Source organism: Paenibacillus nuruki, assembly GCF_963311185.1.
In the GTDB taxonomy this organism is placed as follows: domain Bacteria; phylum Bacillota; class Bacilli; order Paenibacillales; family Paenibacillaceae; genus Saccharibacillus; species Saccharibacillus nuruki.
The window spans coordinates 362,824-382,500 of record NZ_OY725677.1; the positions used below are offsets into that span (position 1 = coordinate 362,824).

Annotated in this window: 21 protein-coding genes and 1 other annotated feature (1 of these 22 only partly in view); all 21 genes read left to right on the forward strand. The window is 40.1% G+C overall.

Translation table 11 applies throughout. The features are described from left to right. Nucleotides 1-52 precede the first annotated feature (52 nt). Nucleotides 53-2,722, forward strand: coding sequence for a valine--tRNA ligase (locus RCP16_RS01800; protein ID WP_137223560.1), 2,670 nt, complete (start codon nucleotides 53-55; stop codon nucleotides 2,720-2,722). Nucleotides 2,723-2,732: 10 nt separating this feature from the next. Continuing rightward, nucleotides 2,733-4,109, forward strand: a complete 1,377-nt coding sequence (locus RCP16_RS01805) for a bifunctional folylpolyglutamate synthase/dihydrofolate synthase (protein WP_308641520.1) — start codon at nucleotides 2,733-2,735, stop codon at nucleotides 4,107-4,109. 5 nt (nucleotides 4,110-4,114) lie between these two features. Then, nucleotides 4,115-5,500: a UDP-N-acetylmuramate--L-alanine ligase gene (gene murC / locus RCP16_RS01810; RefSeq protein ID WP_137223556.1), complete on the forward strand. Its 1,386-nt coding sequence runs from the start codon at nucleotides 4,115-4,117 to the stop codon at nucleotides 5,498-5,500. Nucleotides 5,501-5,671: 171 nt separating this feature from the next. Further along, a complete protein-coding gene (locus RCP16_RS01815) occupies nucleotides 5,672-5,914 on the forward strand; it encodes a DUF4321 domain-containing protein (protein ID WP_069325515.1) in 243 nt (80 codons plus the stop codon). A 40-nt stretch (nucleotides 5,915-5,954) separates the two neighbouring features. Next, nucleotides 5,955-6,557: a Maf family protein gene (locus RCP16_RS01820; protein ID WP_069325514.1), complete on the forward strand. Its 603-nt coding sequence runs from the start codon at nucleotides 5,955-5,957 to the stop codon at nucleotides 6,555-6,557. Nucleotides 6,558-6,585: 28 nt separating this feature from the next. Beyond that, a complete protein-coding gene (radC, locus tag RCP16_RS01825; RefSeq protein WP_137223552.1) occupies nucleotides 6,586-7,275 on the forward strand; it encodes a RadC family protein in 690 nt (229 codons plus the stop codon). 40 nt (nucleotides 7,276-7,315) lie between these two features. Further along, the gene (locus tag RCP16_RS01830; protein ID WP_069325512.1) at nucleotides 7,316-8,350 is read left to right on the forward strand and encodes a rod shape-determining protein; all 1,035 of its coding nucleotides are present in this window, start codon (nucleotides 7,316-7,318) and stop codon (nucleotides 8,348-8,350) included. Between the two features lie 60 nt (nucleotides 8,351-8,410). Further along, nucleotides 8,411-9,283 carry a rod shape-determining protein MreC gene (gene mreC / locus RCP16_RS01835; RefSeq protein ID WP_175425091.1) on the forward strand — a complete coding sequence of 291 codons (873 nt, stop codon included), beginning with the start codon at nucleotides 8,411-8,413 and terminating at the stop codon, nucleotides 9,281-9,283. Further along, a complete protein-coding gene (mreD, locus tag RCP16_RS01840) occupies nucleotides 9,283-9,813 on the forward strand; it encodes a rod shape-determining protein MreD (RefSeq protein ID WP_069325510.1) in 531 nt (176 codons plus the stop codon). Before mreC ends, mreD begins: the two co-directional genes overlap by 1 nt. A 111-nt stretch (nucleotides 9,814-9,924) precedes the next feature. Continuing rightward, nucleotides 9,925-10,599 carry a septum site-determining protein MinC gene (gene minC, locus RCP16_RS01845; RefSeq protein WP_069325509.1) on the forward strand — a complete coding sequence of 225 codons (675 nt, stop codon included), beginning with the start codon at nucleotides 9,925-9,927 and terminating at the stop codon, nucleotides 10,597-10,599. A 3-nt stretch (nucleotides 10,600-10,602) separates the two neighbouring features. Then, on the forward strand, nucleotides 10,603-11,397 hold the full coding sequence (minD, locus tag RCP16_RS01850; protein ID WP_069325508.1) for a septum site-determining protein MinD: 795 nt from the start codon (nucleotides 10,603-10,605) through the stop codon (nucleotides 11,395-11,397). 6 nt (nucleotides 11,398-11,403) lie between these two features. Further along, complete coding sequence (locus RCP16_RS01855) at nucleotides 11,404-12,549, forward strand: FtsW/RodA/SpoVE family cell cycle protein (RefSeq protein ID WP_308641521.1); 1,146 nt, start codon at nucleotides 11,404-11,406, stop codon at nucleotides 12,547-12,549. Nucleotides 12,550-12,696: 147 nt separating this feature from the next. Beyond that, nucleotides 12,697-13,944: an Rne/Rng family ribonuclease gene (locus RCP16_RS01860; protein WP_308641522.1), complete on the forward strand. Its 1,248-nt coding sequence runs from the start codon at nucleotides 12,697-12,699 to the stop codon at nucleotides 13,942-13,944. Nucleotides 13,945-14,000: 56 nt separating this feature from the next. Continuing rightward, nucleotides 14,001-14,085, forward strand: a sequence feature (ribosomal protein L21 leader region). Nucleotides 14,086-14,099: 14 nt separating this feature from the next. Next, entirely contained in the window at nucleotides 14,100-14,411 is a 312-nt protein-coding gene (rplU, locus tag RCP16_RS01865) for a 50S ribosomal protein L21 (RefSeq protein ID WP_069325505.1), read from the forward strand. Between the two features lie 13 nt (nucleotides 14,412-14,424). Next, complete coding sequence (locus RCP16_RS01870) at nucleotides 14,425-14,760, forward strand: ribosomal-processing cysteine protease Prp (protein ID WP_137223546.1); 336 nt, start codon at nucleotides 14,425-14,427, stop codon at nucleotides 14,758-14,760. A gap of 16 nt (nucleotides 14,761-14,776) precedes the next feature. Beyond that, nucleotides 14,777-15,088: a 50S ribosomal protein L27 gene (gene rpmA / locus RCP16_RS01875; protein ID WP_069325503.1), complete on the forward strand. Its 312-nt coding sequence runs from the start codon at nucleotides 14,777-14,779 to the stop codon at nucleotides 15,086-15,088. A gap of 179 nt (nucleotides 15,089-15,267) precedes the next feature. Beyond that, nucleotides 15,268-16,119 (forward strand): Spo0B domain-containing protein, encoded by an 852-nt coding sequence (locus tag RCP16_RS01880; RefSeq protein WP_241669371.1) that lies wholly within the window; start codon nucleotides 15,268-15,270, stop codon nucleotides 16,117-16,119. A gap of 10 nt (nucleotides 16,120-16,129) precedes the next feature. Continuing rightward, on the forward strand, nucleotides 16,130-17,440 hold the full coding sequence (obgE, locus tag RCP16_RS01885) for a GTPase ObgE (RefSeq protein WP_069325501.1): 1,311 nt from the start codon (nucleotides 16,130-16,132) through the stop codon (nucleotides 17,438-17,440). A 170-nt stretch (nucleotides 17,441-17,610) separates the two neighbouring features. After that, nucleotides 17,611-18,048, forward strand: coding sequence for an ACT domain-containing protein (locus RCP16_RS01890; RefSeq protein WP_069325500.1), 438 nt, complete (start codon nucleotides 17,611-17,613; stop codon nucleotides 18,046-18,048). 111 nt (nucleotides 18,049-18,159) lie between these two features. Beyond that, nucleotides 18,160-19,449, forward strand: a complete 1,290-nt coding sequence (locus RCP16_RS01895) for a homoserine dehydrogenase (protein WP_308641523.1) — start codon at nucleotides 18,160-18,162, stop codon at nucleotides 19,447-19,449. A 42-nt stretch (nucleotides 19,450-19,491) separates the two neighbouring features. Then, nucleotides 19,492-19,677, forward strand: the start of a protein-coding gene (thrB, locus tag RCP16_RS01900) for a homoserine kinase (RefSeq protein ID WP_308641524.1). It continues 810 nt past the right edge of the window; only the first 186 of its 996 coding nucleotides appear in the window; its start codon is at nucleotides 19,492-19,494; its stop codon lies off the right edge, out of view.

The following is a 19,677-nucleotide window of genomic DNA, read 5'->3' on the forward strand; positions in this document are numbered from 1 at the left end:
TTTTTTTATTGAGAATTTTAGCAAAATGACTACAAATATGGGGGTATTTACTATGGCAGATACGAATGAGAATCAAGCAACAACTTCAATGCCGACCACGTATGATCCTAAATCGGCAGAACGTAAATGGTATGATTATTGGATGGAAAATGACTTTTTCAAAGCAGGGCAACGTCCTGATGCTAAGCCGTACACCATTGTTATTCCACCTCCTAACGTAACAGGTATGCTTCATATTGGACATGCTCTGGATTTTACATTACAAGATATTATGACACGTACCAAACGTATGCAGGGCTTCGATGCACTCTGGCTTCCTGGAGCAGACCATGCAGGGATAGCGACACAGACCAAAGTGGAGCAGAATCTACGTGCAGAGGGTATTACTCGTCATGACTTGGGTCGTGAGAAATTTGTAGAAAAAGTATGGGAATGGAAAGATAAATACGCAGCTAACATTCATGAGCAATGGGCGAAAATGGGCTTTTCTCTCGATTATTCACGTGAACGTTTTACATTGGATGAAGGTTTGTCCAAAGCCGTTCGTGAAGTATTTGTAAAGTTGTACAACAAAGGTCTCATTTATCGTGGAAAATACATTATTAACTGGGACCCTGAAGCACGTACAGCTCTATCCGATATCGAAGTAGAATACAAAGAAGTGAACGGACACCTTTATCATTTACAATATCCACTTCAAGATGGTAGTGGACATATTGTTGTAGCAACGACTCGTCCAGAGACAATGCTTGGTGATACAGCTGTAGCAGTTCATCCCAAAGACGAACGTTACAAAGATATGATTGGCAAAATGATAGTCTTGCCAATTACCGGACGTGAAATTCCGATTATTGCTGATGATTATGTTGACCGTGAATTTGGTAGTGGTGCTGTAAAAATTACACCTGCCCATGATCCGAATGACTTCGAAATGGGACATCGTCATGATTTACCTCAGATCGTAGTAATGGATGAGACAGGCACCATGAATGAAAATGCAGCTCAATATGAAGGCTTAGATCGTAGCGATTGCCGCAAACAAATCGTTAAAGATTTGGAAGCAGCAGGCGTATTGATTAAGATTGAAGATCATGTACACCAAGTAGGACATAGTGAGCGTACAGGTGCTGTTGTAGAACCGTATTTGTCTACTCAATGGTTCGTTAAAATGAAACCACTTGCTGATGTTGCGATTCAAGCGCAAAAACAAGGTGAAGGGGTCAACTTTGTACCGGATCGTTTTGAAAAAACATATTTGAACTGGATCGAAAATGTACGTGACTGGTGTATCTCCCGTCAATTATGGTGGGGACATCGTATTCCAGCATGGCATTGTGATGAAACAGGCGAGATTATCGTAGCTACAGAAGATCCAAGTCATTTGCCTGAACATGCAGGTAAAACATTGCGTCAAGACGAAGATGTATTGGATACTTGGTTCAGCTCTGCTTTATGGCCTTTCTCTACATTGGGATGGCCGGATGAAACCGAAGATTTGAAACGTTATTATCCGACAGATTTATTGGTAACTGGATACGATATCATTTACTTCTGGGTATCACGTATGATCTTTACAGCACTTGAATTTACAGATCAAATTCCATTCAAAGATGTATTGATGCATGGTCTAGTACGTGCAGCTGATGGACAGAAAATGTCCAAGTCATTAGGTAATGGTATTGATCCACTTGAAGTGATTGAACAGTACGGTACAGACGCGATGCGTTATATGCTTTCAACAAGCAGTACACCGGGACAAGATTTACGTTTCCGTCTCGAACGTGTAGAACAAGCACGTAACTTTGCAAATAAAATCTGGAATGCTTCCCGTTTTGTATTGATGAACATGGAAGGTTTCCGTTATGAAGATATTGACTTGAGTGGCGAACTGAGTACAGCAGATCGCTGGATTTTACATCGTATGAACGAGACTGCACGTGATATTACACGTCTAATCGATTCTTATGAATTTGGTGAAACTGGTCGCTTATTATACAACTTTATCTGGGATGATCTATGTGACTGGTATATCGAAATTGCTAAGTTGTCCTTGTATGGTGAAGATGCAGTAGCGAAGAAAACAACGCAATCGGTATTGGCTTATGTATTAGATCGTACATTGCGTATGATTCATCCATTTATGCCATTTATTTCAGAAGATATCTGGCAACATTTGCCGCATGAAGGCAACACAATTACACTTGCAGCTTGGCCTGAATTTGATCCTGCTTTGGAAAATGCAACAGCACAAGAAGAAATGAACCTGTTGATGGATCTGATCCGTGCTGTTCGTAATATCCGTGCAGAAGTAAATGTACCGATGAGCAAAAAAATAGAATTGATGGTTAAAGCCAAAGATCAAAAAACACTCGATATTATCCAGTCTAACGAAGGATATATTCGTCGTTTCAGCAATACTTCTGAGTACCAGTCGGGTCTTGATCTCGCTGCACCAGACAAAGCGATGACAGCGATCATTACAGGAGCAGAATTGTATTTACCACTTGCAGGATTGCTAGATATTGGTCAAGAAATCGCTCGTTTGGAAAAAGAAGTGGCTACACTGACTTCTGAAGTAGAACGTGTTGACAAAAAACTAGCTAATCAAGGATTTGTAGCCAAAGCACCTGCTAAAGTGATCGAAGAAGAACGTGCTAAACAAGCAGATTATTCGGAAAAACGTGAAAAAGTTCTTGCCCGTATTGAAGAGTTGAAAGGGTAAGGTGAAGAAGATGGAACATAGAACATCGGAGGGGCAACAAGCCCCTTTTCACACCTATGAACAAGCGGTGGAATGGATTAATGGTCTAATTCCTTTTGGTATTCGTCCGGGATTATCTCGTATTGAAGGACTTATGGAATTATTGAATAATCCTCATCGTAAGCTTAAATTTGTACATGTTGCAGGAACCAATGGTAAAGGAAGCACTTGTGCCTTTTTGACAAGTGTTTTATTGGAGTGCGGTTATGATGTAGGTACATTTACATCACCTTATATCACCAAATTCACAAATCGTTTTCAATATAACGGTGTAGATATTCCGGAAGAGACGTTATGCCGTCTAGCTAATCGTTTGTATCCTTTAGTGGAGCAAATGGCGACAACAGATCTAGGATCACCAACGATGTTTGAAGTCTCAACTGCGCTTGCGATTTTATATTATGCAGAAGAGTGTTATCCCGATGTTGTTATCTGGGAGACAGGTCTTGGCGGGCGATTAGATGTTACCAATATCGTACATCCTATACTGTCAGTCATTACGAACGTAGGCTATGACCATACAGATATTCTAGGAGATACCTTAGAGCAGATTGCTAGTGAAAAAGCAGGCATTATTAAACCAGGTGTTCCCGTAGTCAGTAGTGTCGATCAGCCAGAAGTGATTGAAGTGCTACGTGCTAAAGCGGAAGCTTGTAAATCTACGCTTTACCTCGTTGGTGATCAATACACAGCAGAGCGTATATCCGGTGATGAAGAAGAGCAAGTTTTCCGTTATAAAGGTCTTTTTCGTGAGTTAGATATTACGATTTCGATGCAAGGAGAACATCAATGTGCTAATGCAGGTGTAGCGATGATGGCACTGGAAATACTGCGTCAATATTCTGCTTTTGTATTAGATGATGAGCGATTGCTCGAGGGATTTAAGCATACGTTCTGGGCAGGACGGTTAGAGAAAATGCCGGGCGAGCCAACGATTGTTTTAGATGGAGCGCATAATCCTGAAGGGGCTGCTATGCTTGTCAAAAGTGTACCGCAGACGTATCATTACAAGAAGCTTCATATGCTTGTAGGAATGTTAGAAAACAAGCACCATGAGCCTGTATTTAGACATCTGTTATCTATTGCAGATACAATTATTTTGACAGAACCTGATTTTCGACGCAAAATGGATGCAGATCAATTAGCAACATTAGTAGCGAAATTACAACAAGAAATGAACAGAACAGAAGTCAATGTTATAGTGGAGCGTGACTGGCGGCAAGGTATTCAGTTGCTTCAATCACGAACAGAACGGGAAGATCTAGGGGTCGTAACCGGAACACTGTATTTAATTTCGGATGTAAGAGCGACTCTTTTGCATCAAACCGATTCTGAAAAGGGCTGGTGAGTCAGATGAATAAGACAGAACATGTACATTTTATCGGGATTGGTGGGTACGGTATGAGTGCCATCGCCCGTGTTATGCTAGAAATGGGATATAAAGTAACAGGCTCCGATATGGCAATGAGCGCGCTAGCAGCAAAATTGCAACAAAAAGGAGCAATGATTCATATAGGTCATGCAACAGAGCAAGTTCATGGTGCAGAGCTAGTTGTTTATTCTACAGCTCTATCTGATGATAATGCTGAATGGGTAGAAGCGAAGCGTCTAAATATTCCAGTTATCCATCGTTCTGAAATGCTAGCAAGATTGCTGAATGAACGTAAAGGGGTAGCTGTAGCTGGTGCTCATGGTAAAACAACCACTTCTTCGATGATCGCTCTGGTGATGGAAGAATGTGGTACAGATCCAACGTATATTATCGGTGGTGAAATTGTTAATTTAGGTACGAATGCCAAAGCAGGTAAAGGTGATTATGTCGTTGCTGAAGCCGACGAAAGCGATGGAACGTTTTTGCAATATCATCCTGCGATTGCGGTAGTAACGAATATTGAAGCTGATCACCTTGAAAATTATGATGGAGACTTTGCGAACCTTAAAGCGGCTTATGTGCAATTTTTGAGTCAATTGCAACCGGGTGGTAAAGCTATCGTCTGTGGCGATGATGAGAATATTCGTGAGATTATACCTAATATTCAAGGCACAACAATTACGTATGGTGTAGAAGCAAACAACGATTACACAGCGACCGATATTCAGCCGGGTGATCGCAAAATCTCGTTTACGATGCAATATCAAGGATCAGATCTAGGTAAGATTGAATTGTCTGTTCCGGGACTGCATAATGTATATAATGCGATGGGAACTGTAATCGCCTGTTTAGAAGCGGGTATTTCATTTACAGCGATTGCAGCAGCAATCGTTCATTTTCATGGTGCCAAACGTCGTTTCCAAGTCGTTGGTGATGCGAATGATATTCTAATCGTAGATGATTATGCACATCATCCTACAGAGATCGAAGCAACAATTGTAGCGGCTCAAGCTACAGGCAAACGTGTTATTGCTGTTTTTCAACCTCAACGTTATTCACGTACATTCTTTTTGCTAGATGCATTTAGTCGTGCATTTACAGGAGCCGATGAAGTGATCATTGCTGATATTTATTCACCAGCAGGGGAAAAGCAGATTGAAGGAATTAACTCTGCGCGTCTTGTAGAATTAATTAAGCAAAACAGTAATGCTGGAGCACGCTATATTGCGCAAAAAGAAGATATTATTGCAGACTTATCTACTCGTATTCAACCCGGCGATCTTGTGATCACAATGGGTGCAGGCGATATATGGAAAGTCGCAGAAGCACTGGCTACTGATTTACAAGCTACGGAGAAAATAGAGTAATTTGATCAAAAAGGCTGTCTCCGGACAGTCTTTTTAACTGGAATCATAACAAAAAGTTTGCGAAATGAAGGCGATAAGTTACAAAAAATTGTTACTTTCATTTTTGTTTGTATTGATGTAGGAATACACGTATAATGATGAAGTGTCAAATTAAAGGCAGGAGAAATAAGAATGAAAAAGAATGCAGGTATGCTTATTTTATTTTTATTGCTAGGCTGGTTTATTGGCACATGGGTGGCCACTTTACTTGAACCTGTAGCGATGGTATCTTTTCTGACTCGATCGACAACGATCGATTGGGAGCCGAGCGCTAATTTAGACATGATTCGTTATCATCTCGATATTCATTTTAAAGTGAGTTTACTTAGTTTGATCGGTATTGTTGCTAGTATTTGGGCATATCGCAAACTATAAAGATTAAATCTGACTTTTAAAAAAAGGAGAGGACCTTTCGATGAACAGAGAATCTACACGTCGCCTAATTTTGGCGTCCGCTTCTCCAAGGAGAAAGGAATTAATGACCTCTTTACAACTGGAATTTGAAGTGTTACCCAGTGATACAGATGAATCGGTACCTGAACACTGGTCACCAGAACAAATGGTCAAAGAGCTCGCACTGCGCAAAGCAGTTGCTGTCCAACATAATCATACAGCCCAAGTAACTAATGCTGTCATTATAGGAAGCGATACAATCGTTGTTTTGGATGAACGTGTATTTGGTAAGCCACGTGATGATAATGAAGCTGTAGAGATGTTAGATGCTCTACAAGGAAGAAGTCATTATGTATACACAGGTGTGGCTTGTATCGATACGTTTACAGGTGTAACTCGTGTGGAATACCGGCGAACTCTTGTACATATGAAGCCACTCACCCCTTCCAAAATTCAATCATACGTACTTAGCGGTGAACCTGCTGACAAAGCGGGGGCTTATGCTATTCAAGGTCTAGGTTCTGTGTTGATCGATAAAATAGAAGGCTGTTACTTTACAGTCGTCGGATTGCCTGTATCACTTTTGAGCGATATGTTGGAACAATTTGGTGTGCAGATTATTTGAATCTGTCGTGGAGAAGAGGAACATATTAATGGAGGCGCCACAGTACCTTTTACGTGATGTTCCGCAGGAAGAAAGACCTCGGGAACGGATGATGAATTACGGTGCAGAGGCGCTTAGTCATGCAGAATTACTAGCGATTCTACTACGCACTGGCACCAAAGATGAATCGGTAGTTCATTTGGCAAATCGCATTATGCGTCAAGTAGGCAGCATAAGGCAACTGGTTGATCTAAGCATCGAAGAATTAACAGAGATCAAAGGAATCGGCACAGCCAAAGCGATTCAGATCAAAGCAGGCATTGAACTAGGCAGACGTATCACTCGTACAGGCAAAGAAGAAGTCAAAGCTATTCGTAGCCCTCGTGATGCAGCTGATTTACTGATTGAACAATTACGTTATCTTCAAAAAGAACATTTTGTATGTCTGTTTCTGAACACGAAAAATCATATTATCTCCCAAGAAACACTGTCGATGGGTAGTTTAAATGCGTCTATTGTACATCCGCGCGAAGTTTTTCGAGCGGCGATCAAATGTAGTAGTGCATCTGTTATTTTTGCACACAATCATCCAAGTGGTGATCCTACACCAAGCCCGGAAGATGTAGCATTAACCAAAAGGCTTGTAGAAGCAGGCAAAATTATCGGAATTGAAGTGCTGGATCACCTTGTGATTGGCGATATGAAATTCGTAAGTTTGAAGGAACAGGGCTTAATGTAATATAATAGTCGAGATTTAGGAAGAAAGGGAGTTAATAGTTATGTTGGGTGGCTTTTCAAAAGATTTAGGGATTGATTTAGGTACAGCAAACACGTTGGTATATGTAAGAGGTAAAGGTATTGTCGTTAGAGAACCGTCTGTTGTTGCGATTCGTACAGATACGAATACAATCGAAGCAGTAGGAGAATCAGCAAAAAAAATGATCGGTCGTACACCGGGAAATATCCGTGCGATTCGTCCGATGAAAGATGGCGTTATTGCTGATTTTGATACAACAGCTACGATGATTAAATATTTTATTCGTCAAGCGCAAAAACAACGTTCGATGTTCCCGCAACATCCAAACGTTATGGTATGTGTACCATCAGGTATTACAGCTGTTGAACAACGTGCAGTCGAAGATGCTACTAAGCAAGCTGGTGCGCGTGAAGCTTATACAATCGAAGAGCCTTTTGCAGCTGCAATTGGTGCTGATCTTCCAGTATGGGAACCTACAGGTAGTATGGTTGTTGATATCGGTGGCGGTACAACAGAAGTCGCTGTTATTTCTCTTGGTGGTATTGTAACAAGTCGTTCCGTGCGTGTTGCTGGTGATGAGATGGATGAGTCTATTATTCAGTACATCAAACGTCAGTACAACTTGATGATTGGTGAGCGTACATCAGAACAATTGAAAATGGAAGTGGGTTCTGCAACTCCATTTGAAAAAGTAGAAACGATGGAAATTCGTGGTCGTGACCTTGTGAGTGGTCTACCAAAAACATTAACAATCACTTCAGATGAAATTGCTGAAGCCTTGTCTGATACGGTAGCTGCTATTGTAGAAGCTGTAAAAGTAACGTTGGAGAAATGTCCTCCAGAACTTGCAGCAGATATTATGGATCGCGGTATTGTGTTAACAGGTGGCGGAGCATTACTTCGTAATCTGGATAAATTGCTTGCGGGTGAAACAGGTATGCCTGTTATTGTTGCTGAGAATCCTTTGGATTGCGTAGCAATTGGTACAGGAAAAGCATTGGAAAATATCCACCTGTTCAAATCACGCAGCAGTTCATCGCTTCGTTCAAAACGCTAATTTTCGGCCAGGTATGGTCAACCCCTACTAGGGAAAGAAAAACCGTTAATTAAGAGGGTGTTGAAACTGTTTAAGCTGCTGGGTAACAAGAAACTGTTTATCCTGCTTGTAGGACTCATTTTATTTATCGCTTTAATGGGATTTACGTTGACGAATCGTACATCTTTGTCCTGGCCTGAGAAATTCGTCCGTGATACTGTTGGTTTTGTTCAAGGTGTGTTTTACAAGCCCGCTTCTTACATGGCGGGCTTGTTTGAAGATATCGGCAACTTGAACAATTTGTATGAAGAAAACCAAGAGTTGAAGCTGACGGCTGCGCAGTACTTACTGCAACAAGCTAATTACAACAAATTAGTACAGGCCAATAAGCGGTATAAAGAAGATCTTAAATTTACACAACAGCAACTTGCTCAAAACCAATTCGATCTTCGTATTGCAAATGTAACCAGTGTGGATACAGATGCAGATACAGGAACAATTGTGATTGATCTGGGGCAAAATGATGGCGTACGTAAAGATATGCCGGTTATTTCCACAGAAGGTATGGTTGGAATCATTAGTGAGACAAGTCCGTTCCATTCAACAGTGAAGTTGTTAACGACACTTGATCCACTCGATTCGAACTCCAAAGCAATTGCTGCCACTGTAGTAGGTAAAGAAAATGAATCTTTCGGCATGATAGAAAGCTATGATAAAGCAACAGGTATGCTTACAATGACACAAATTAAAGAGAATGATCCGCTCAAAAAAGGCGATGAGATTGTTTCGTCGGGTAGTGGTGGATTATTTCCAAGTGGCATGATCATTGGTAAAGTCGTTAGTCGTCAAGTTGGTGATTTTGGATTGACCAATACAGCTACAATTCAACCAGCGGCAGATTTTAAAGACTGGAAAGAAGTATTTGTAGTGTACACCAAGGAGACTCAGGAATAATGGTACGTCGTATCGTATTGTTGCTGTTGTTATTTCTAGTATTTATCTGTGAATCAACCATCGTGCCATGGCTGATTCCAGATGTATTGCATACTAGATTGATTCCGCATTTAGCGTATATTTTGATATTGTTTGTTGCTGTTTATTATCATCGTCATACAGCACTTGTGCTTGGATTGGTGTTTGGATTATTGCATGATGTTGTATTTTATGGCGATATGATTGGTGCGTATTCGTTCTCTATGGGACTGTCTGCGTATGTATTAGGACTGTTGTTCCAATCTCCTCGAGCACCTTATCCTTTAATGATGACAGTGGTCTTAATCGGTAGCTTGTTACTGGATAATATGTTGTATGGACTTTATTTGGTCTTTGGTTTGACGAGAGAACCTTACAGTTGGGCATTAGGACATTATATGTTCCCTAATTTGCTGCTTCATTTTATATTTGCTTTACTGGTGTTTGTTCCTGTTCGTCGCCAACTAGAGAAAGTAGCCAAGTTGCGTAAGCGGAATGCCGAAGATGAGTAAAAGTATAATATTCCCACATGCAGAGACATTCAGTTCCTGCTTAATTTGCGGATGGAGCAGGAAAATCCCGCGACTAGCACGAACTGATAGTAAGGTGGGGGTGACAGATGAATGGCTGTAAAATCATCAAGATATGTAACCATCAAAGGGATCAAAGATGGATTGGTTTTTCAATTTGATGATCAATGTGAATTTAATGACCTTGTCACAGAGCTGACGTATAAGCTGGAACATAGTCATCAAAATATTTTAACAGGTCCACTAGTTCATATTGATATGAAATTAGGGAACCGGGAAATTACAGATGAAGAAAAAGATACATTGCTAGATATACTTAGTCAAAAAGGAAATCTGATTGTTCGTTCATTTGATTCTCCGTATGAAGAACCTGTAGAAGCACCTTTACCAGAAAAGCATATGGTCAAAACGATCAGTGGTATGATCCGTTCAGGTCAGGTACTTCATCATGAAGGCACTGTTTTGTTTCTAGGTGATGTAAATGCAGGCGGTACGATTATCAGTACAGGTGATATCTATATTTTGGGAGCACTTCGTGGAATGGCTCATGCTGGAATAGATGGCAACGAGCAAGCAGTGATTGCTGCTTCTTTTTTCTCACCTACCCAGATTCGGATCGCAGATATGATTAGTCGTCCACCGGATGAAGGTGAAAGCCGAGAATCTCATATGGAATTTGCTTACTTACAGGACGGAATTATGAAGATTGATAAAATGGCTAATATTGCCCGGCTTGGTCGGGATTTCAATGTGTTCAAAGGGGTGTAGTACATGGGAGAGGCTATTGTCGTCACTTCAGGCAAAGGCGGAGTTGGAAAGACAACCACTACTGCTAATATAGGTACCGCGCTCGCGCTTCTTGGTAAAAAAGTCTGTCTGGTGGATACAGATATTGGTCTACGTAATTTGGATGTTGTAATGGGACTTGAAAACCGTATTATTTATGATCTATGTGATGTAGCAGATGGTCGTTGTCGTCTGAATCAAGCATTAGTTAAAGATAAACGTTTTGATGAGTTGTACATGCTTCCAGCGGCGCAGACAAAAGATAAAAACTCGGTATCACCTGAACAAGTCAAAGAAATTATTTTGGAACTCAAAAAAGACTTTGACTATGTATTGATTGATTGCCCGGCAGGTATAGAGCAAGGATTCAAAAATGCGATTGCAGGTGCAGATCAAGCGATTGTTATGACTACACCTGAAAATGCTTCTGTTCGAGATGCAGATCGAGTCATTGGATTACTTGAAAATTCACATATTACAGCTCCAAAATTAGTTGTCAATCGTATTCGTCAGAGTATGGTGAAATCAGGAGATATGCTGGATATTGATGAAGTATTGCAAGTGCTTAATATCGATCTTCTAGGGGTAGTACCTGATGATGAAATGGTGATTAAAGCTGCCAATTCAGGTGAACCTACTGTGATGAATCCTGATTCCAAAGCAGCGATTGCTTATCGTAATATTGCTCGTCGTATTCTAGGAGACACAGTTCCTTTGATGCCACTGGATCAAAAGAAAAGTGCATTTACTCGCTTTAAGAAGTTTTTTGGAATGGGTTGATCGATTTTGCTTAACAAGCTAAAAAAGCTAGACTTGGGTATTATTACTTTACTCGTAATTTTTATGGTGTTTAGCACGTTGATCGTGCGCAGTGCAATTGCCCCTGATCCCAAATTTCAGGGCTATGATATGCGGACGATCATTTTCTATGTCATCGGATTCATTGTTTTATTTGCAGTCAGTATATTTGATTATCGAATTTTATTACGCAAACACTGGTATTTATATGGATTAGGCTTACTTTCCTTATTGTTATTATATCCTTTTGGATCTGAGATTAATGGTGCCAAAAGTTGGTATGCTTTTCCAGGAGGTTTACAATTCCAGCCTGCTGAAATGGTAAAAATTGTTCTGATTTTGACTATGGCTCATATGCTGAGTAAAAGAGATGGAGATCCTCTTCGTTTTCGTTCTGATCTAATACCAACGGCTTTTATTGCATTGGTACCTTTTCTGATTGTATTGGTTCAACCGGATTTAGGAAATGCTATTATCTATCTGATTATTCTGGTAGGTATGTTGTGGATCGGAAATACCAAGTATACCCATGTATTGATTGGTTTAACGACAATTGTAGGTGGATTGATATTGGTTGTCGTGATGTTTACTACATTTAATACTCAGATTCATGATTATTTAGAAAGTCATAGTAAATTACATTGGTACCAGCGTATCAATACGTTTATAGATCCTGCTCAAGCTTCTGACGATGATAAGCATCAATCAAGTTATGCATTGATCGCTGTAGGATCGGGTGGGTTGCTAGGCGATGGATATATGAACGGACAATTGAAAAACAATAAATTTGTGCCATATCCGTATTCAGATTCTATCTTTGTCGTTATTGGAGAAGAGTTTGGATTTATCGGAGCGTCTGTATTACTACTTCTATACTTTTTACTGATTTATAGGATGATTTTAATCGCTTTGCAGTGTTACGATCGGCGAGGTTCGTATATTATTATCGGAATTGTCAGCATGTTCGTATTTCAGATTTTTGAAAATGTGGGTATGATGATTGGTCTGATGCCAATTACAGGAATCACATTGCCATTTATTAGTTATGGTGGTACGTCACTACTGCTGAATATGTTCAGTATAGGACTTGTACTGAGTATTAAGATTTATCAAGAAAAATACGAATTGGAATAGCCGGTGCCGGAAGGTACCGGTTTTTTGCGAATACAATAGTAATCATGAAACATTTTACTTACAGATTGCGTCTAGAAATCAAGGGAATCTATAAGGTTTGTTAGAATAATGAGTAGCCTTGATGGAGAGATAGAGGTGGAATATAGAATGAAGCAAATGATCGTAAACTGTGGTGTCAAAGATACACGTATGTTACTGCTTGATAATAATAAATTAGTAGAATTTGCTTCAGAACAATCATCCGGTAGCGGAATAGCTGGAAGTTTTTATAAAGGGAAAGTGATGAATGTTCTGCCGGGTATGCAAGCTGCATTCGTAGATATTGGTCAGAAAAAGAATGCTTTTCTATACATTGATGATGTTCTGCATGCGCATTTAGATAAACAACCCAAAGTGAAGCCGAGCATTGCTGATTTATTAAAGCCCGGTCAAGAAATCTTAGTGCAAGTGACCAAAGAACCTTATGCTAATAAAGGGGCACGTATTACAACGCATTATTCTTTACCAGGACGATGGATTGTATATATGCCTGAAGCTGACTATATCGCTGTATCCAAAAAGATTAGTACAGATGGAGAGCGAGCAAGATTACGTCAATTGGGTTCTCATTTAAAGCAAGGCGAAGAAGGGCTTATTTTACGTACAGTTGCTGAAGAAGAAAATGATGAAGCAATTACCAATGACCTTAATATGTTAAGACAGCACTGGCAACGCATTCGTGAATCTTTTGCACAGAAGTCAGCTCCAGCAGAGTTGCACCGTGATCTAGGTATGGTAGAACGATTAATTCGTGATGTATTTAATCCATTGCAAGATCAGTTGATCATTGATAACCAAGAAAGGGCGACATCGGCTATTACCTTTCTTCAAACGTTACTGCCTGCGAATGTTCATCCACCTGTATCTATTCATACGGAAAAAGAACCGATATTTCATGCGATGAATATACATGAGCAATTGCATCGAGATTTTCAACGTAAAGTATGGTTGCAAAGTGGTGGCTACATTGTATGGGATCAGACAGAAGCTTTTACTGTGATTGATGTCAATACAGGCAAATTTACTGGTGGTGTCACCCTTGAAGATACTGTGACTCAGACGAATCTTCAAGCCGCTTCTGAAATTGCCCGATTGCTTCGTTTGCGGGATACGGGTGGAATCATTATTATTGATTTTATAGATATGGATAAAGAAACGAATCGTCGCTCCGTAGTGGAGGCGCTGGAAATCATTTTACAAAGAGATCGAACCAAAACACATATTGTAGGATGGACACGATTAGGTCTTCTAGAATTGACTCGTAAAAAGGTTCGTGAAGAAACAGGTGGCTTTTCCTATGAGACGTGTACAGTATGTCAAGGAACCGGTAAAATAGCATCTTGGATAAAAGATTGATTTCTTAAAATGGCTGTGATAGAATAGTCAAGTATGTGTCTGGGTAATAAGTTTTTCACATGCTGTAACCGCTCCGATGGGGTACAAGTTCATATGTTGTATAACGTATGACACCTACATTAGGCGAGTCTGAGACATGAGGAGGTGCAATTCAAATGTACGCAATTATCGAAACAGGTGGTAAACAATACAAAGTTCAAGAGGGCGACGTATTGTTCATTGAGAAGTTGGATGCTAATGATGGCGACAGCGTAACTTTCGACCGTGTTCTAGCAGTATCTAAAGAAGATGGTTTGGTAACTGGTTTACCGTTGGTAGAAGGTGCTTCTGTAACAGCGACTGTCGAGAAACACGGCAGAGGAGCTAAGGTTGTAGTTTACAAATACAAACCTAAGAAGAACTATCACGTGAAACAAGGTCATCGTCAACCATATACAAAAGTAACTATCGGAAAAATCCAGGCATAAGAAGGTGCGGTAATTGATTATCGTACGTATCGAACGTAGACCAGATGGTACAATTGATGGTTTTTCATCTCGAGGACATGCCGGCTATGCCGATCCTGGTGAAGATATTGTCTGTGCTGCTGTTTCCGCCATTACAATCGGAACAGTGAACTCAGTTGAAGCTTTAACAGGAGTAATCATGAAATCAAGAATGAAAGACGGATTTCTAAGTGCGCGTTTACCGAAGCTTTCGGAAAATGCAAATGTCGAAAAGATTCAACTGTTACTCGAATCTATGCAGGTTATTCTTATTGGAATTGAAGATGAATATGATAAGTATATAAAAATAAAGCAAGTCACAATCTCGTAAGAAGGAGGTAGACCACATGTTAAAAATTAATTTGCAGTTATTCGCATCGAAAAAAGGTGTAGGTTCCACAAAAAACGGACGTGATTCTCACTCTAAACGTTTGGGAGCAAAACGTGCTGATGGACAATTCGTAACTGGTGGTAATATTTTGTTCCGTCAACGCGGTACAAAAATTCACCCAGGAACAAATGTAGGCATCGGTAAAGACGATACACTATTTGCAAAAGTGGACGGCGTTGTTAAATTCGAACGTTGGGGCCGCGACCGTAAAAAAGTGAGCGTCTACCCGGTTGACGTTGCACCAGTAGCAGCAGCAATCGAAAATTAATCATAAACCTGATAGGTTAGATTAGATAAGCCTCCGGTACTTGATGTGCCGGGGGCTTATTATATTTGCATATAAGTTGGACGTTAACGTAATTTTTAGTATAATAATGTCATAAAATTCTGCGCAATATGTTATACTTGTTCTTGGTTAAAAAGCCATTGAAAGAATGGAGAGAGACCATGAAGCAATCCAATCAAGTACCCACGTTGTTACTTATTTCTATTATCATCCCATTAATTATTGCTTATTGGACGCAATCTTGGATTGCTTATATCGTGCTCGGCGTATGGATTGTTGCTGTGTATGCCAAAGGTGTGCAGTATACACGTCATTTTTATGAGAAGCGTGAGCAAGTGCAACTCGGAGAATACCATAATGGACAATCTAAAATGGCTGTAAAAAAGAAACAGTATCAAGCAGAACATCAAAAACAGCGTGCAGAAATTGATCAAGCGTATACACAATTGGATGAAGTCTATGCAGTAGCAGTTGATGCTCTAAGTCATCATCGGCATGATTGGATGAACGAACTTCAATTATTGTATGGTTATGTTCAATTAGGCAAGCGTGATAAGCAAGTAGAATGTGTAGAACGAATTAAAGAGCAAATGCTAGCAGAGAGTCGCGTTTCCAAACTGGGTATCCATTCCCTTGTTTTTTATTTACAATCTTTTAAAGCAGTGAACCGTTCGATTCAATTAGAAGTCGAATTAAGTGACGGAATCACGCTTGCAGATCGATTGGGAACGGAACAGAGTGAGGAATTGACCCGAGTCATCAAAGAGACGGTCTCTGCGTATGAGCAATTTGGTGGATCGTCCTGGGGTGAGTGCCCCACACTATTTCTGATGGTTAGCGAATATGAAGGAGCAGTTCATTTTATATTTGAACCGGAAGAAGAGTATCCTAATCCCGATGGAGCATGGGAAGCTGTGAACTTGATCATTCAAGATACAGGAATTACAGCAACTCGAACGGAAGAAGATCCGGCCTCCATTTCCCTGCAAGTGTTAGTGGATTCTAAAAATTAGAGGTGTAATCATGTTTGTAGATAAAGCGAAGATTTATGTAAAAGGCGGTGACGGTGGAGATGGTATTATCTCTTTCCGTCGTGAAAAATATGTGCCTAACGGCGGACCTGCGGGTGGCGACGGTGGACGTGGTGGAGATGTTATTTTCCGTGTAGACGAAGGTTTGCGGACATTAATGGATTTCCGGTACCAACGTCACTTTAAAGGTGAACGTGGCGTTAAAGGTCGTAACAAAAGTCAGCATGGTGCGAATGCAGAACATACCGTTGTTCGTATCCCTCCAGGCACAGTGATTGTGAATGATGATAATGGCGAAGTGATCGCTGATTTGACTCGTCATGGTCAAGAGATTGTTATTGCTAAAGGTGGACGTGGTGGACGTGGGAATGTGCGTTTTGCCACGGCTGCAAATACAGCTCCTCAGATTGCTGAAAATGGGGAAGAAGGACAAGAACGTTATATCGTCCTTGAACTGAAAGTGATGGCTGATGTTGGGCTAGTAGGATTCCCGAGTGTAGGTAAATCGACTCTTCTATCGGTAGTATCTGCTGCTCAACCCAAAATCGGTGCATACCATTTTACAACAATCACGCCTAACTTGGGTGTAGTTGATGTAGGAGATGGACGTAGTTTTGTTATGGCTGATTTACCTGGATTGATCGAAGGGGCACATGAAGGCATAGGGCTAGGACATGAGTTCTTGCGTCATGTTGAACGTACCCGCGTGATTATTCATGTGGTGGATATGTCCGGTTCAGAAGGACGCGATCCTTTTGACGACTGGCAGAAAATTAATGAAGAACTAAAACTATACAATGCAGAGCTAGAACATCGTTTACAAATTATTGCTGCAAATAAAATGGACGATCCACAAGCTCAAGAAAACTTAGAAGAGTTTTCTAAAAAAGTACGTGAAGTTCGTTCAGATATAGAAATTCTTCCTATTTCTGCACTGACTCGTGATGGCATTCAAGAGATGCTTTACAAAACAGTCGACATGTTGGATAAATTACCAGATGCTGTGGCTGTAGAAGAAGTAGAACAGATTGCTGAACGTAAAGTGTATACTTTAGAAAAGAAAGAAGACGATGGCTTTATTATTCGTCGCGAGAACGATACTTTTGTTGTGGAAAGTACTAAGATTGAGAACATGATGAAACGGATGCAGTTGAACTCTCATGATTCTATTCTCAAATTAGGACGTACACTTCGTCATATGGGTGTCGATAGTGAACTACGTAAACGTGGAGCTAAAGATGGTACGCTTGTACGTATTGGCGAACTTGAATTTGAATTTGTTGAAGGTAGTAGCTACTTCTAAGCACATTCTATATCAAAATAAAAAGACCGAACATAGATCATGATGTTCGGTCTTTTTGCTGTTCAGAATATAGTCAAAATCTTCTTTTTTAGCAATATAGTTGCCTAACACCAAAGGTTACTTTATAATGTCCACTATACGAATACATGAGTCTTTGAGGAGAGGACGTTGTGAAAGAACGCTATTATTTAGTACGGGAAGATATTTTACCTGAAGCAGTGATCAAAACGATGCGTGTGAAAGAGTTACTTGCTGCTGGAGAAACACGGACAATTAATGAAGCTGTTGAAAAAGTAGGTTTAAGCCGGAGTGCTTTTTATAAATACAAAGATGGAATTCATCCGCTTAACCGTTTGGAAAAAGATCAGATTATTACGATCTCATTTGATTTAGAACATCGTTCAGGTATTTTATCACATGTGCTTGGTCTGATGGCTGAGTATGGTGGAAATGTTTTGACGATTCATCAAAGTATTCCTCTTCAAGGTCGAGCGAATGTAGTATTGTCTGTAGAGATATCTCGTTTAACTGAAGATTTAGAGACGATGGTTGAAGCAATGGAAAATGTATCAGGTGTCAAACAAATTCGTATTACCGGTCAAGGATAATCTTATTAGTGAATACACTTTAATCTAAAAGCAATATAGGATAAGCTACAATAAAATAAATATCCTATACTCAAAGCTTGCTAATGAATAGTTCCAGGAGGGAAACAACATATGAAATCAGTAAAAGTAGGATTGCTTGGGCTCGGTACAGTAGGTACAGGAGTAGTTCGTATCGTAGAAGGAAATCAAGAAGATTTGAGCAGTCAGGTTGGATCTCCTATTATGATTAGTAAAGTAGCTGTAAAAAATATAGATAAGCTACGTAATATTGAAATCGATCCGTCCAAGCTTACTGAAGATCCGTGGGAAGTTATTCGTGATCCTGAGATTGATGTGATTGTAGAAGTCATGGGTGGTATTGAACAGACCAAAGAATATATATTAGAAGCACTCAATCTAGGTAAACATATTGTTACTGCTAATAAAGATTTAATGGCGCTACATGGCTCAGAGATTTTAGCTAAAGCACAGGAAAAAGAGTGCGATGTTTTCTATGAAGCAAGTGTAGCAGGGGGCATTCCGATTATTCGTACATTGATCGAAGGATTCTCTTCAGATCGGATCCTTAAGATCATGGGTATTGTGAACGGAACAACCAATTATATTTTAACGAAAATGAGTCAAGAAGGTGCTTCTTATGAAGATGTTCTCAAAGAAGCTCAAGAATTAGGATATGCAGAATCGGATCCAACAGGCGATGTCGAAGGTTTGGATGCTGCTCGCAAAATGGCAATTCTCAGTACCCTGGGATTCCGTACAAATGTTGATTTAAGCGATGTAAGTGTTAAAGGGATTTCTTCTGTCACCAAAGACGATATTAGCTATGCTAAAAATCTAGGTTATGAAATGAAGCTAATTGGTATTGCAGAGCGTCAAGATGAGCATATTACAATCAGTGTACAGCCAACTATGATCAAGCAGTCTCATCCAATCGCTTCTGTAAATGGTGTCTTTAATGCTGTAGTGGTACACGGTGAATCTGTAGGGGAAACAATGTTCTATGGTGCAGGTGCTGGAGAATTACCAACAGCAACCTCGATTGTAGCTGATCTGATCGCTGTGATCAAAAATCTTAAACTAGGTGTAAACGGGCTTAAAGCGATTGTTCCTTATAAGACGAAGAAGATACAAAGCGATGAGCAAATCTTTTACAAAAACTTTATCTTACTTCATGTCGATGACAAAGCAGGGGTATTGGCTCGAATCACACAGATTTTTGCAGAATACGATGTGAGTCTAGCTTCTGTAGTTCAACAACCGAATGAACATAACCCGGATGCAGAGATTATTATTATCACTCATAAAGCAAGCAAAGCGAATATGGACAAAGTACTTAAACATTTTGAACAGTTGGATGTTATTCAACGAATCAAAAGTGTATATCGCGTAGAAGATATTTAATTGACTACCGATCGTTGAATACATTTGAGTAAGGAGTCATTTATGATGATAGAGCAAGATCAACAAGAACAATGGCACAACCATACCGTTCGTATAGCTGTACCCGCCAGCACCGCTAATTTAGGCCCTGGATTTGATACTTTAGGAATGGCAGTTAATCTGTACTCTTGGATCGAAATGAAAGTAGCTACAGAAACCAAGATCACACTATTAGGTGATGAACTTTAC

Coding starts and splice junctions, on each gene's coding strand:
- RCP16_RS01800 (WP_137223560.1), top strand. CDS start 53: ATGGCAGATACGAATGAGAATCAAGCAACAACTTCAATGCCGACCACG.
- RCP16_RS01805 (WP_308641520.1), top strand. CDS start 2,733: ATGGAACATAGAACATCGGAGGGGCAACAAGCCCCTTTTCACACCTAT.
- murC (WP_137223556.1), top strand. CDS start 4,115: ATGAATAAGACAGAACATGTACATTTTATCGGGATTGGTGGGTACGGT.
- RCP16_RS01815 (WP_069325515.1), top strand. CDS start 5,672: ATGAAAAAGAATGCAGGTATGCTTATTTTATTTTTATTGCTAGGCTGG.
- RCP16_RS01820 (WP_069325514.1), top strand. CDS start 5,955: ATGAACAGAGAATCTACACGTCGCCTAATTTTGGCGTCCGCTTCTCCA.
- radC (WP_137223552.1), top strand. CDS start 6,586: ATGGAGGCGCCACAGTACCTTTTACGTGATGTTCCGCAGGAAGAAAGA.
- RCP16_RS01830 (WP_069325512.1), top strand. CDS start 7,316: ATGTTGGGTGGCTTTTCAAAAGATTTAGGGATTGATTTAGGTACAGCA.
- mreD (WP_069325510.1), top strand. CDS start 9,283: ATGGTACGTCGTATCGTATTGTTGCTGTTGTTATTTCTAGTATTTATC.
- minC (WP_069325509.1), top strand. CDS start 9,925: ATGGCTGTAAAATCATCAAGATATGTAACCATCAAAGGGATCAAAGAT.
- minD (WP_069325508.1), top strand. CDS start 10,603: ATGGGAGAGGCTATTGTCGTCACTTCAGGCAAAGGCGGAGTTGGAAAG.
- RCP16_RS01860 (WP_308641522.1), top strand. CDS start 12,697: ATGAAGCAAATGATCGTAAACTGTGGTGTCAAAGATACACGTATGTTA.
- rplU (WP_069325505.1), top strand. CDS start 14,100: ATGTACGCAATTATCGAAACAGGTGGTAAACAATACAAAGTTCAAGAG.
- rpmA (WP_069325503.1), top strand. CDS start 14,777: ATGTTAAAAATTAATTTGCAGTTATTCGCATCGAAAAAAGGTGTAGGT.
- RCP16_RS01880 (WP_241669371.1), top strand. CDS start 15,268: ATGAAGCAATCCAATCAAGTACCCACGTTGTTACTTATTTCTATTATC.
- obgE (WP_069325501.1), top strand. CDS start 16,130: ATGTTTGTAGATAAAGCGAAGATTTATGTAAAAGGCGGTGACGGTGGA.
- RCP16_RS01895 (WP_308641523.1), top strand. CDS start 18,160: ATGAAATCAGTAAAAGTAGGATTGCTTGGGCTCGGTACAGTAGGTACA.